We start from the raw sequence: 12848 nt of genomic DNA, 5'->3' as shown, positions 1-12848 counted from the left end.
CCCCCACTAGTCAACGAGGTGAAAATGGCCCCGATCGTCAACTACGACAACAAGGTCGCTGTCGTCACCGGTGCGGCCACCGGCGTCGGCGCCGCTCTGGTCGAGCAATTACGCGCCGCAGGTGCCGCCCACATCGTCGCGCTCGACATCAAACCTTGCCGCGGGCCAGTGGACGAGACCATTCCCGTCGACTTGTCGGACCCGCTGGCCATCGACGAAGCGATCAGCAGGCTGCCCGAAACCATCGATGCGCTGTTCAACAACGCGGGTGTGGCCGCCACGCTGCCGACCGAGATCGTCATGGCTGTCAACGTCCTTGCGCCGCGTCGCCTGATCGATGGTCTGCAACACCGCATGCCGTCCGGCAGCGCGGTCGTCATCACCGCATCCTCCGCGGGGGGTGGCTATCAGCAGCACCTGAGGGATATCCAATCGTTGCTCGACATCGACGATTGGCAGACCGCGCTGGAATGGGTGCGCCAAAACCCCGCTCTGACCAACAACCCCTACGGTTTTTCCAAGGAGTGCGCCCAGGTTCTCACCCTGCAGTGGGCGATTCCCCTTGCCCGCAGGGGGATACGCATCAACAGCGCCTGCCCGGGCATCATCGACACCCCTTTGCTCGTCGATTTCAACACGTCAATGGGTGAACCCATCATCGAATGGATGGTCAGCCAAAGCGGTGGTCGCCGCGCCGCGCCCGCCGAAGTCGCCTCGGTGCTCGCATTCCTGGGTTGCGACGCGGCCGGCTACGTCAACGGCACCAACATGCTCGTCGACAACGGGTTCACCGCCGCCGTCCTGACGAACCAGATCGACTACGCCGCGATGCCACCGGTCGACGCACTGTTGAACGCCGGCCAGTAGCCGGCCCTCGCGGCTCGCCGTTCATGTCTCCGTCAGCGATGCGGTGTCGTGGTTGAAGTAGCTGCCGTCGAGCATCCCTTCCAGAGCGGCACGATGCATGATCATCTCATCCGGGTTTTCCGGCAGCTCCACCTGCCCGAAGGCGCTGGCACGCAATTGGACTCGAATCGTGATGATCGCTTGCCGCAGGGCGGCGTAGACGACGTAGAAATCCAAGTTCACCGGACGGTGGCCGGTGAACTCGGTGTACATGTCGGCGACGCGCTCGGAGCGCAGCATGTCCGGCAGCCCCGGCAGCCCCGCGCTGTGTGCGATGTCTTCGAAGAACCGGTGGAAGAAAATCATCCAGCCGATGTCGAGCTCGCGTGGCCCGAGTGAGGCCATCTCCCAATCCAATAAGGCGACCGGCGCAAAGTCGCGGTAGATGACGTTGCCGAGACGCGCGTCGCCCCAGGACAACACCGTTGCCGCAGCGTGGCCGCCCGACGGAGCCGTATCCGCGGGCCAATGCTCGTATAGCCAGTCGAAAGTGCGGTCGATCAACGGCGCGCCGCTACGACCGGCCCTGGCCCACTCGTAATAGGCGCGGGTGTGGCGGACATGGGCGGCCAGCGCGGTCTCGCCGGCGCGGCAGCGGTCGAGGAACGAGAAGTCGGCCGGGCTGGCTGCGTGCACTCGCGCCAGCTGCTCAATCGTGCCGTGCTGCAACCGTTCACGACTTGCCACGCTCGCCTCCGTGAGCCAAGAGGCGAAGTTGTAGGGCATCACATCGGGCGGAATCTGACCGTCGACATGGTCCATGACAAAGAAGGGAGCGCCCAACGGTTCCGGGTCCTCTTCACACCACAACACCCGTGGCACCGCCGGCGGATGGGGCTGGGCTCGCAGTCGCTGAAGGATCAGGTACTGCTCACCCATGTCGTACCGGGGGAATAATGGGCTGGCATGCGGTTGTGGTGCAATGCGAACCACCATCCGATGCGGCTGTCCGTCCCAGTCGGCGGCCACGACGAGCGTCTCGCTGGACATGCCGTTGGACGACGGCACAGCCGCCTCGACCACCTCGGCGCCGGCATGGCGGCGACGCAGCCAGCGCTCGAAGCCGCCGCGCAGCTGCTCGGGATCGGCTTGCGATGCGCGAGGTCGTGCCTGCTCGGAAGAGTCTCCGCTCACAGTCACATCCGTCCTGTCTTTCGTTTGGCGTCTTGGCATCACGCTCTCTGAGAGCGCACCGAACGGCCGAGTGGATTAGTTGACACCATATAAGGTAAATGTGCGCAAGGCTATAGACGGCGCCCTGCGGCCCGGTTAAAATGTGAGGATATACTCACAATTTGGAGGTGTGGCATGCCGGAAGCCCTGCCGATGCCGTCGGGGTGGTTCGCAATCGGGCTGTCGAGCGACTTTGCCTGCGGAGAGGCGAAACCCGCGCGCTGGTTCGACCAGGATCTCGTTGTGTTCCGCGCCCAGGACGGCACACTTGCGGCGCTCGACGCATACTGCCCCCATCTTGGCGCCCACCTGGGCTACGGCGGAACGGTCAGCGACGGGGCCGTCACGTGCCCGTTTCATGGCTGGCGGTGGGCGGCGGACGGGTCATGCCGATCGGTGCCCTACGGCAACCGCGTCGCGCCCAAGATGCGCATCCGGTCGGTCCCGGTCGCCGAACAGGACGGCGTCGTGCTCCTCTGGCGCGGGCCTGGCGCACCGACATGGCAGATGCCGCGGTTCGACGAGCACCGCTGGACCGCCCCGGTGGTCATGCGGCGCACCATTCGCTCGCACCCTCAGGAAATCCTGGAGAACACAGCCGATTTGGCGCACTTCCGGTTCGTCCACCTCACCCACATGATGGAGCCGACAACCGAAGTGCGGGCCAAGGGCAACGTATTCGAGCTGTCCGTCGAGTCAGCACCCGAAGCGGTCGAGCCCGCTGTCCGTCTGGAGGACGAGGTGCTCGTCGCGGGCGCAGTCTTCTGTCACGGGCCGGGCATGGCGGGAGCAACGATCGCAGCCAAAGAGGTGCCGATCCACGCCCTGCAGCGCCTTTACGCAACGCCGATCGGCAATGGCGAGATCAATCTGCTGGGCGTCGTCAACATTCGCATCGACGACGAATGCGACGAGCCCACCGCCGCGTCGCTGATGGATGTGCTCAGTTCGGCGGTGATCGAGAACTGGGACCGCGACATCGTGATCTGGGAGAAGAAGCGTCACCTGCGGCAGCCGGCGCTCAACCCGAAAGAGCGGGTGATCTGGACGTTCCGGCGCTGGTACGCCAGGTATTACGACAACGAGCTGCCGGCGCCATCCAACGAGGCCCTCGCCCAGGTGGCTCCGGCCTGATCGACCAGAGCGCCGTGATCGTTATCCGCCGGCCGCGGGCCGCAAACCCCCGCAACGCAGACCTATTTCACCACGGCGATGCCGTGCATTACGAGCGAGCACAAGTGGTCGATCAGCTCGGACTCGCTGAGGGCCGTGTTGATCAATGTGTGCAGCATGACGGCGCCCCGGATGGTGTCAAGCAAGGCGCTGCCGTCGACGTCGCGGCGCACAACGCCTTGGCGCTTGCCCCGCTTGATCAGCTGGACGTAGGTGCTGCGCACCGGAGCGATATACCGTTCTTCGATCTGGGCGACCAGGTCCGACCGGTTGTAGAGCTCGGAGGCCAGCCCGGGCAACCCGGCCAGGTAGGCCGGGTCGAGCTGTATGTGAACCATCGCGGTGATCAGGTCACAAAGAGCGACGGAGAATTCCGTGTCGTTGTCGATCTCGGGGGCCGGATAGGCCGCGCCGAAGATGACCTCCTCGACCAGGGCGAACTTGGTACCCCAATTGTCGTACATGTACGGTCGCGACACTCCGGCCCGTCGGGCCACTTCCGAGAGAGTCACCTCGTCATAGCCGCCGGCGATGAGAAGCTCACGGGTCGCCGCGATCACCGCCTCCCGGCGTTGCGTGTCACGGGGGCGACCGCGGCCCACCTCGAGGCTTGGCGAATCATCGGGCGCCGCATCCGCCGACTTCGCCGTAGCGTTCCGCCGTGACGCCATGTGCCCACAATACTCACGACCGGACGCGACTCACGATCCCGGCCGCGCTCGACGGTCCTCCCGCGTGTCGGCATGGGACCGGGATGCCCTTGACAAGACGGGCCGTCGACAATGGAGAGATGAATGCAGTGGCGCGCGTGCGGGTCTCGCCGGCACGCAAGTCGGGTGTTGGCAGGTCCCCGTGACGTCGATGGCTCCGTCGAACAAGTCGCCGCGGGGAACGCGAAGCGCTGCTCCGCGCCCCCGGCGCGTGGACCACGAGGGGCCGAAGCGGGAAGCCACGGCGATGCGCCGACCGGCGCGTCAACAACGGAGCCAGGCCACCCTGGAACGAATCCTGCAGGGGGCCGGCCACTCGTTCGACGAGGCCGGGGTCGACGCGTCGACGATGGATGCAATCGCCGAGCGTGCCGGCACATCGATCGGTTCCGTCTACCGGTTCTTCAAGGACAAGGATGCGCTTGTCATCACCCTGACCGAACGCTGGCGCGAACGGGCCGCCGACGTCTTCACGGACCTGCACTCCGACGAGCGTCTGACCGCCGATGCCGACGAAGTGCTGGCGGACTTCATCGCCCGCTTTGCACGCCTCGTCGCTGAAACACCCGGCGCCCGAGGGCTGCTCGTCTCGACGATCAACGCGGCGGAAACTTTGCCGGACCAGTCGTGGACGCCCCATGTCGAGCGCTTCATCGCCCGGTACGCTCCCGGTCTGCCGCCGGCCAGAAGACGCGCTGCCGCACAGACCTATCAGACCATTACTTTCGCCCTGATGGTCGACGCCGCACGGGCCGGTCGCGCCATGCGCGCGCGGCTCGTGGAGGCGCAGAGCGTCCTGACCGGTTATATCCGCCAACTGGCGGCGGAAAGCTGAGGTTGTGGCTGCCCGGCAACCGAAACGTCGGCGCGGATCAGTACGGGCTGCTGCCGGTGCGAGCCAGTACCTGCGGCCCGTACTTATTGCTGATGAGAGTCCAAGGGTCGGCGTACCGGCCGCGGCGTTCCAGGCGGCGCTGCAGGGACAGGGCCGCCCGCAGGGTCGGGCGGAGGGCGGGTCCCAATAGCGCCATCGTGCGCCGCCAACCTACGGAATCTCCTATCCAGGAGAGAGTTTCAGACCATTCTGTCCGTTGAAAATCAAGCAGCGCCTGCGACTCCGTGGTGTCGAACCATCCGGTGAAGCTCCAGCCGCGGTCGTCGTTGCGGTCACCCGGAAGACCGGCCGACGGACCGAGCCTGCCGAGGCCCATCGCCTCCATCATGTCGTCCTCCATCTGCCGTTGCAGCCCGACGTAGGACTCGTTGCCGCCGATCAGCAGCACCTTTCCGTTGATGGTGCGTCCTCGGTCGACGGCGTTGGCAAACGCGAGCCCGACATCACGCGCATCGGCAGCGTGCAGCCGGTTGTCCGCCGGGGTCGCCCGCATCAACAACAAGTAATCGGAGTTCAAGTTCTTCTGGGCGTCCGGAGACACGACACCGCCGAGCCTGAGCAACGCGTACGGCAGCCCACTGTCGCGAACAACGATCTCGGCCAGCACCTTGTCCTCGCCGTATTGGTCGATCGGATTGGTCGGAGTCTCGGCGGTGATCCGTTCCGGGTAGCGATACGGGTTGCGCGAACCGTACACCGCGGCGCTCGAAGCTTTCACGAACAGAGGCGCCCGACTCAGCTTTCTGGCCGCTTCCACCAGATTGCGGGTTCCCTCGACGTTGACTCGGCGGGCCAGGCCCGGGTTGCGATACGACGCCGGAGACAGCATCGCGGCCAGATGCACGATCGCGTCGGGGCGGCTGGCCTCGACGGCATCGCGCACCGCCGCGCCATGCGTCAAGTCCGCGTACACCGGCAACAGCGCGCCGCCCTGCGCCCGGCTAGCCAGCTCCTCCTCGGCGTGCCGGGACCTGTCGGTGCGCAGATCCATGGCGACAACGGTCTTTCCCCGTTTCAGCAGAATCTCGACGCAGCGTCTGCCCACTTGACCGAATGCGCCGGTTACCAGGACCGTGTCGGCGGCCATCTCAACGCCTCAATGACGGAGCGTCGCTCACTGTGCCCGACGGCCGGCAACCCTTGCGGCGGCCTGTTTCAGTCGCTCGGGGATACGCAGCGCGATCACGGGTGTCACGAGGTCCTCCCGCAGCCGTGTGAGCTTCAAAGTCTTGATGCGCCATTGGCCGTCAGCCTTTTCGTAGGTTTCGTGGTAATGGCCGTAACCGACCAGGTCGATTCCGGGCGCGAGCCGCACCACATCCTGGAGCGCCCAGACTCCCCGCGCCGCGGTTGGTGAGGTGAGCTCGATCTCCGGCGCGTGTACCTGATGGGCCGTGGGCTGCGACGGTTTGCCGATATTGCTTCGAACGAACGCGACGAACGCGTCGGCGCCCACGACCACCCTCCCACCCCCGTCCGTGGTGTCTCCGCGGAAGTCATCGGCGAAGATGCTGCGCCACCGAACCCATTCCTTGGTGTCAAGGTAGCGGCAGTAGCGGGCCTTCAGTCGTTTGATCGCTTCGATGTCCGCCAGCGCGACGGCGTCCTCCATTACGGTCCTTCCACTTGACTCACGCGAACGTGGATGCAGGGCTGGCATTCTGCGCCAACCGACCCACGCGGGGTGTTCGGCGGCTGGCTGTCAGCGCGACTGTACCCTGTTCCACTCAATCCACCCGACGCCCTTGCCTCCATCCGAGGTGGTGACCTTGACCCACGCGCGCGGGAAGTGACTGAGCTGACCGGTTGGCGAGACCAGCCGGACCGGTGCGTGGCCGCCGATCTCCACGGTGGCCTCGACCCCGCCTGGCTCCAAGCGGATCATGCTGGAGATCGGCAATCCGTTGTCGGCAAACGCTTCTTCGACTTCGGCCGCCTCGAGCTCTACCAAACCCGTGTCGGATTGCTGAACGTAACCGATGACCGTGTTGGCCAGGCCCGCCAGACGCGCATCGACGATGTGTAGATGCCGCCCGTCGTCGAGGTGCAATGCACACCACATCCACTCCAGGCCGCCCCACCAGTCGCGGACCCCCCAGGAGTGATCACGTTGTCCGGGAACGGCATCGAGTTCGATCGTGGAGTCGCCCCAGCGCACGGTTCCCGAGACGGTGCACGGGATCTCATAACGGGGGGTAAGCCGGTAGAGGTACGGGATACCGGCCGTCGTCCAGATCAGATCCATCGCAAGATCGATCTCTTCGGCGTCAACTGGGTTGCTGCGCAACAGCGTCGCCGGGTCCCGGTGCGCTTGGCCGCGTCCGCGTACTGATACGCGATATTTCTTGAGCGGCTCAATCGGTTCCAGCGTCAGATCTATGTTGTCGGTCTGTACCTTGGTGGGGTCGGCCGGCAGTGCCGCGTTGAAGTCCAACACCGCGAGCGTAGGCAGGTCGGGCCCACACACCAGCGCACATATCCAGGCAACGTCCTCGTTGGGCATGAGCCCCAGGCGAACCCATCCGCCGATCCCCCGCGTTGCGTCGGCGAAATCGAAGTACCAGCTCTCGTTCCACAGCGGCGCCGTCTCGGCGGGGTGGGGCCGCTCGTCGGATTCATTCGGCTGCAACGGCTCGACGGTCATCGGGTCGACGGCCAATCCTCGGCAGGAGACCGCCGGTCGACGGTCGCGAACCGCGCGTATCGGTTCATCAACAGCTGCTCCTTCTTGTCGTGGTGTCTGACAGCCGGCGTTCCGCGCGGCGCGTGACCGTGCTTTCAGATTTAATCGGGCGGTCGCACGCGACCGACGCAGGCGACGAAGGGCCACATTTGAACGCGCGTCGCGGCATTTGTGAGGACATAAACCCTGCCTCAGGCGATGACGCCGCCGAGTTGCACGTCAGGCACTGGAACCATTCCAACCATTCCGAGGGAGCGGTTGCCCGACCACCGGTCAGGGCTCCTAACGCTTCGGCTTTGAACACGCACGCGGCACGGGTCAGTCGATGGTGCATCTGGCCCATTTTGGGCACCGTGTGCACGACGGGATCGCCGGGCCAGAGCACTACCTCACTGCCGTGCTCCGCCGCGTGGTCGAGGTGACGGCGGACGCCCGCCCGCTCGCGGTAGATGGCCTCGCACACCGCGACCGTGGTGGCGACTCGCCCGCAGTCCTCACCCGGCTCATCATTGAAGGTCGCGACCCGCACGCCGAGGATGCGCAAGGGTCTCGGGTCTGAGCACTCGGGAAGCAGCGCCGTCACGTCCCAGCCGGCCATCACATGGTCGAACAACCACCCGCCCGTATGCTGCACCAAATCGGCCAACCGCGGCGCGATCACGTCAAGCCGATAGCGCGTCGCGGTCGAGACATCCGGCTCAGTGGTCACCAATGCTCCCTTCTACTGTTGGGTCGACTCAGGACGTCAACGAGCACTCGGCCCACAACCCGGTGGACGATCGAATCAGCTCGCGCGGAATGACTTTCGAGTGAGAGACGATCTCACCGGGCGCACTCCTTCTGTTGCCCGCGCGTGGCGAGCGTCGCCATACATTATCACTACAAGACGTAAGAAAAATAGCGATTTCTTTCGACGTCGGGAAGCGACTACGCAGAAAGGCCAGGGTGGGACACGTTGCGATCAGGAACTTCTCGATGCCTGCAGGGAGCACATCGCACGATATAAGCTGCCCAAGGCCTTCATCCTCGTATCGAAGATCGTGCGCTCTCCGGCCGGCAAGGCCGGCTACCGCTGGGCCGAGGCCGCGACGGCTGACGCTTCCTGGGCGCGCTCCGCCGGACGGGTGCGACATGTCAAAGATCTGCCGGCGCGAACCGCCCCGCGAATGCCCGGAGCGGTAGGTCGGCGCTCGTGATGCATCCGGGAGGCGCCTCGACGACCGCGCGGATGGAGTTCAACGCCGGCATGCCGGTGACGGTCATGCCGACCGATGCGAACGCGTCCGGACCGGAGAAGTCGGCGCCGGGCCGCGGGAGGATGAGCTGCTTGCTGTAGATGACCGGGTCGGCGTCAATCTTGGTGATGTAGCAGCCCTTCACATCGATCCGCGGCTCGGTCCGGGGACTCATCGCCAGCTCGATCACCGACTCGATGCGAGGCACGCCGTCGACCTTGCCGATGTAGCGCAACCGGCACGCGCCCAGCGTGCCCTTGGCCATGAAGTACCAACCGAGGTCGATGTCCTCGGTGCATGCGCCAAGGACATATTCGAATTCGGGCGGCCCATCGAGTTCGACGCCGAAGCAGTCGGCAAGCAGGTAGACACCGTCGGCGTAGACGCGGCTGCCGATCTCGAGCATGCGTGGCACCGCCGGATCATCGACGGGCCGGGCGAATCCGCAGTTGTCCCAGGAACCGACCGAGTGATGGCACGACGCGTCCGTCGACTCGGTGACGCTGACATACCTTATCTCGGCGACGTCGCAGCTATGGATGACGCCGAGAATATGGCAGAGGCCGGGGTTCATCCCCGTGCCATAAAACGTTGCGCCACCGCGCCGGCAGGCCTCCTCCAGCACCGTGCTGGGTGCGTTGCCGGACGGGTGCGGGTAGTTCTGGTCACGGTGGTGGCCGGTGATCCAGTCGGCGGTGGTGACGATGTTGATGCCTGACTCGAGGACCCGTTCGTAGAGGCCGAAATCCGGGAACACGCCGTGAAACGTCATCACATCGGGCCGGGCGGCGATGATTTCATCGACCGAACCGGTCGCGATCACGCCGGTTGGCGGCAACCCCACGATCTCGCCGGCGTCCCGGCCGATCTTCTCGGGCGTGTAGCAGTGCAGACCGACGAGGTCCAGGTCGGGATGACGCGCGATGCGGCGGATCATCTCCGTGCCCAGATTGCCTGTGGCGACTTGGAATACCCGGATACTCCGCTGCGTGTGGGATGCCATGCTTGGTGTCTCCTATCGTCGATGAACAGAGCGAGGCCACCTCGCGCGAAGGCCCAGAATCCCTGCGCGACAGCTTATTCGGGTTCCGGCCCAGGGCTGAGTTAGGGTGCGTAACCGGGTGGCAGCAATACGCTCTTCGCCTGGGTGTATTGCTCGATGCCCTCCGGACCGTTCTCCCGGCCGATGCCCGAATTCTTATAGCCCCCGAACGGGGCGCCGGGATCGAAGGCGTACATGTTGACGGCGTAAGTGCCGGTGCGGATCTGCGAGGCGACCTTCAACGCCCTGGCGTTGTCGGTGGTCCAGACGCTGCCGGCCAGCCCGTAGACCGAGTCGTTGGCGATGCGCACCGCTTCCTCCTCGGTCTCGTACGGGATGATCGCCGCAACCGGGCCGAAGATCTCCTCCTGCGCGATGACCATCGAGTTGTCGACATCGGCGAACACCGTCGGCTCCAAGAACCAGCCGCCGTTGAGGCCCTCGGGCCGCCCGCCCCCCGTCACGATTCGCGCGCCTTCTTCGATGCCCTTTCTGATGTAGCCCTCAACGCGCTCACGCTGCTTCTCGGAGATGAGCGGCCCGATCATCGCGGTGGGGTCATCCGGCAACCCGATGCGCATCCCCGCAAAACCGGTCGACACCTTGTCGACGACTTCGTCATAGCGTGACCGTGGTGCCAGGATGCGCGTCTGCGCGACACAGGCCTGCCCGCAATTCATCAAGCAGGCCAACAGCAGCATGGGCATGCTGGAATCCAGGTCGGCGTCCTCCAGGATGATCGCCGCCGACTTGCCGCCGAGTTCCAGCGCACATGGCTTGAGCCTTTCTGCCGCGATCTTGCCGATTTCCCTGCCAACAGCCGAGCTGCCGGTGAACGTGAATTTGTCGACCTCCGGATTGGCGGTCAGCGCCCGGCCCGTATCCGGACCGCCGGGAACGATCGACAACACGCCCTCGGGCAGTCCGGCGTCAGCGAACATGTCCGCCATCGCGCACACCGACAGCGGTGTTTCGGCCGCCGGCTTGAGCACGACGGTGCAGCCCGCGATCAACGCGGGGGCGACCTTGTTGGCCGCCAGGAAGAGCGGCAAGTTCCAGGCGGTGATCGCACCGACCACGCCGATCGGCTCGCGCACGACGAGGGTCCGCCCGTAGATACCGTCGCGTATCTCGCGCCACCTGAAGTTTTCGGCCGCACCCACGTAGTACTCGAACGCCGACATGGCAGCGCCGTACTGCATCATGTCGATCGTCGTCGGGGGCTGACCCGTCTCGGCGGAGAGGAGGAACTTCAGCTCGTCGGCGCGTTCCTCCATTTGCTTCACGGCCGCGGCCAGCACCGCGGCGCGCTCCTGCGGCAGCATATTTGGCCACGGGCCCTCGTCGAAGGCCCCGCGCGCGACGGCGCACGCGGCGTCGACGTCGGCCCGGCCGGCCAGCGGGACCTTGCCCACCACTGCGCGGGTGGCCGGCGAGTGCACTTCGAGGACGTCTGCCGTCGACGGCTCGGTCCATCTGCCGCCGACGAAGAGCTTGTCCCACTCGCTCTTGAAACCGGTGCTCGGCATCATCTCCTCCTCCCAAACGACACGTGGCCCCCCGTATCCAACAACCGAGGCCGCGGCGGAAGGCCGATATGTCCCACCCAGCGAGAGTCCCCCCGCCGCCATCGCAACGGCACCCCTACCTTCGGAGGGGGACTCACGAAGCGCTCTGGTGCGCACAACGACTGCGACGTCACCCGCTTCCGTCCGATACGCGACACCGCTTCAGATAGCCCGATCGATGGGAGAACACGAGTGGGCAAGGACATCTCGCCGGGCGAATTGCAGGAGTTCGTCGCCGGATTCTGGCACCATTACGACGAATGGAACGCTGAGGAAATCGCCGCCCGGCTCGCCGACGGCGTTCACTACACCGGCCGCAGCGATACCGGTGCCAGCCCGTTCGAGGACATGCTCCACGCGGATCTGCGCGGCCGCGACGAAACGATGGCCTGGCTCACCGAGCACCGCACCCAAACCCCGTACCCGTTGCGCCACAACAGCACCAATGTCTTTCGCACCGGACGCGACGGAGACGTCACGAACGCGCGCTGCTACATCTTCGTCACCGTCACCAGTAACTCGGTACCGGTCCCCGCCTCGAGCGGGATCGTCAACTTCGCGGTGACCCCGGGACCGGCCGGATTGCAATTCACCTCGTTGGACGTCGTGCTCGACACCCAGGATTCCGCGATTTTTGGATCCCTGTCCTCCGCTGGCATCGAGACAACGGGCACCTGACGGCGCGGACACCCACCGTCCGGGCTCCTAGATCGCCAATTGCCCGCCGTTGAGACCGATGGTTTGACCGGTGATCCAGGACGCTTCGTTGGAGGCGAGGTACACGGCGAGCGCTCCGACATCCGACGGTTTGCCGAGCCGACCGACCGGAATCATCTGCGCGAGTTCAGCAACGGAAGGGTCATCGAGCACCAGGCCCAGCGATATGGTGTTTGCAGTAATGCCCTTGTCCGCGTTCTCCACCGCGAAGTGCCGCATGAACCCTGCCGCGCCGGCCTTTCCCGCCGCATAGGGCGATACGCCGATGTTCATCCCGGTCTGGCCGGCGCCGGAGGAGATCGTGATCACCCGGCCGAACCCGCGCTTGATCATCGATCCCACCGCCATCCGGCAACAGTTCATCGGCCCAAACAGGTTCACCCGGACGATGGGATCCCAATAATCGGGATCGAGGTCGGCGAACGCCGCCATCCGCATGGGTTCGGTCGGTCCGCCGGTACCGGCATTGTTGACAAGGATGTCGACGGGGCCGAACTGACTGGCCAGGTCGTCAAACCCCGCGCGGACCGCATCGAGATCTGTCACGTCGAACGCCACCGGAATCGCCCGACCACCCGCGGCGCGGATATCTTCGGCCACCTCCTCGGCGCGGTCTTGGTGAAAGTCGTTGACCCCCACCGCGGCCCCCTGGGTAGCCAGGGCCAGAGCGATGCCGGCACCGACGTTGCGCCCAGCGCCGGTGACCAGGGCGACGCGGTCTCTGAGTTCAAACACTTTCGTCTACC

13 protein-coding genes are annotated in these 12848 nt (G+C 65.4%); 4 read left to right on the top strand and 9 right to left on the bottom strand.

Annotated elements, in window-relative coordinates; all coding sequences use genetic code 11:
* The first annotated feature begins 24 nt into the window (after nucleotides 1-24).
* Nucleotides 25-867, top strand: a complete 843-nt coding sequence (locus tag G6N56_RS25645) for an SDR family oxidoreductase (RefSeq protein ID WP_085255173.1) — start codon at nucleotides 25-27, stop codon at nucleotides 865-867.
* A gap of 21 nt (nucleotides 868-888) precedes the next feature.
* Here G6N56_RS25645 and G6N56_RS25640 read toward each other — a convergent pair whose 3' ends face one another.
* Complete coding sequence (locus G6N56_RS25640; protein WP_085255062.1) at nucleotides 889-2079, bottom strand: phosphotransferase family protein; 1191 nt, start codon at nucleotides 2077-2079, stop codon at nucleotides 889-891.
* Nucleotides 2080-2214: 135 nt separating this feature from the next.
* Between G6N56_RS25640 and G6N56_RS25635 the strand changes: the two genes are divergently transcribed.
* On the top strand, nucleotides 2215-3213 hold the full coding sequence (locus tag G6N56_RS25635) for a Rieske 2Fe-2S domain-containing protein (RefSeq protein WP_085255063.1): 999 nt from the start codon (nucleotides 2215-2217) through the stop codon (nucleotides 3211-3213).
* Between the two features lie 62 nt (nucleotides 3214-3275).
* Here the strand turns inward: G6N56_RS25635 and G6N56_RS25630 are convergent, their stop codons facing one another.
* Nucleotides 3276-3923: a TetR/AcrR family transcriptional regulator gene (locus G6N56_RS25630; RefSeq protein WP_085255064.1), complete on the bottom strand. Its 648-nt coding sequence runs from the start codon at nucleotides 3921-3923 to the stop codon at nucleotides 3276-3278.
* A 250-nt stretch (nucleotides 3924-4173) separates the two neighbouring features.
* On the opposite strand from G6N56_RS25630, the gene G6N56_RS25625 reads away from it, so the two are divergent.
* Nucleotides 4174-4797 (top strand): TetR/AcrR family transcriptional regulator, encoded by a 624-nt coding sequence (locus G6N56_RS25625; protein WP_197746645.1) that lies wholly within the window; start codon nucleotides 4174-4176, stop codon nucleotides 4795-4797.
* Nucleotides 4798-4834: 37 nt separating this feature from the next.
* Here G6N56_RS25625 and G6N56_RS25620 read toward each other — a convergent pair whose 3' ends face one another.
* The 6 genes from G6N56_RS25620 to G6N56_RS25595 form a co-directional block, all read right to left on the bottom strand.
* Complete coding sequence (locus G6N56_RS25620) at nucleotides 4835-5944, bottom strand: NAD-dependent epimerase/dehydratase family protein (RefSeq protein ID WP_085255065.1); 1110 nt, start codon at nucleotides 5942-5944, stop codon at nucleotides 4835-4837.
* Between the two features lie 27 nt (nucleotides 5945-5971).
* A complete protein-coding gene (locus G6N56_RS25615; RefSeq protein ID WP_085255066.1) occupies nucleotides 5972-6469 on the bottom strand; it encodes a nuclear transport factor 2 family protein in 498 nt (165 codons plus the stop codon).
* Nucleotides 6470-6559: 90 nt separating this feature from the next.
* Nucleotides 6560-7501 carry a DUF7064 domain-containing protein gene (locus G6N56_RS25610; protein ID WP_142280523.1) on the bottom strand — a complete coding sequence of 314 codons (942 nt, stop codon included), beginning with the start codon at nucleotides 7499-7501 and terminating at the stop codon, nucleotides 6560-6562.
* 67 nt (nucleotides 7502-7568) lie between these two features.
* Nucleotides 7569-8249, bottom strand: coding sequence for a hypothetical protein (locus tag G6N56_RS25605; RefSeq protein ID WP_085255068.1), 681 nt, complete (start codon nucleotides 8247-8249; stop codon nucleotides 7569-7571).
* Between the two features lie 425 nt (nucleotides 8250-8674).
* Nucleotides 8675-9778, bottom strand: a complete 1104-nt coding sequence (locus tag G6N56_RS25600) for an NAD(P)H-dependent amine dehydrogenase family protein (RefSeq protein WP_085255070.1) — start codon at nucleotides 9776-9778, stop codon at nucleotides 8675-8677.
* A 101-nt stretch (nucleotides 9779-9879) separates the two neighbouring features.
* A complete protein-coding gene (locus G6N56_RS25595) occupies nucleotides 9880-11349 on the bottom strand; it encodes an aldehyde dehydrogenase (protein WP_085255071.1) in 1470 nt (489 codons plus the stop codon).
* Between the two features lie 228 nt (nucleotides 11350-11577).
* Between G6N56_RS25595 and G6N56_RS25590 the strand changes: the two genes are divergently transcribed.
* Nucleotides 11578-12063, top strand: coding sequence for a polyketide cyclase (locus G6N56_RS25590; RefSeq protein WP_085255072.1), 486 nt, complete (start codon nucleotides 11578-11580; stop codon nucleotides 12061-12063).
* A 27-nt stretch (nucleotides 12064-12090) separates the two neighbouring features.
* Here G6N56_RS25590 and G6N56_RS25585 read toward each other — a convergent pair whose 3' ends face one another.
* Entirely contained in the window at nucleotides 12091-12837 is a 747-nt protein-coding gene (locus tag G6N56_RS25585; protein ID WP_085255073.1) for an SDR family NAD(P)-dependent oxidoreductase, read from the bottom strand.
* Between the last annotated feature and the right edge of the window lie 11 nt (nucleotides 12838-12848).

This window comes from Mycobacterium saskatchewanense, from assembly GCF_010729105.1.
Classification (GTDB): domain Bacteria; phylum Actinomycetota; class Actinomycetes; order Mycobacteriales; family Mycobacteriaceae; genus Mycobacterium; species Mycobacterium saskatchewanense.
The sequence above is the reverse complement of the archived record's forward strand: the minus strand, read 5'-3'. Positions and strand labels throughout refer to the sequence as shown.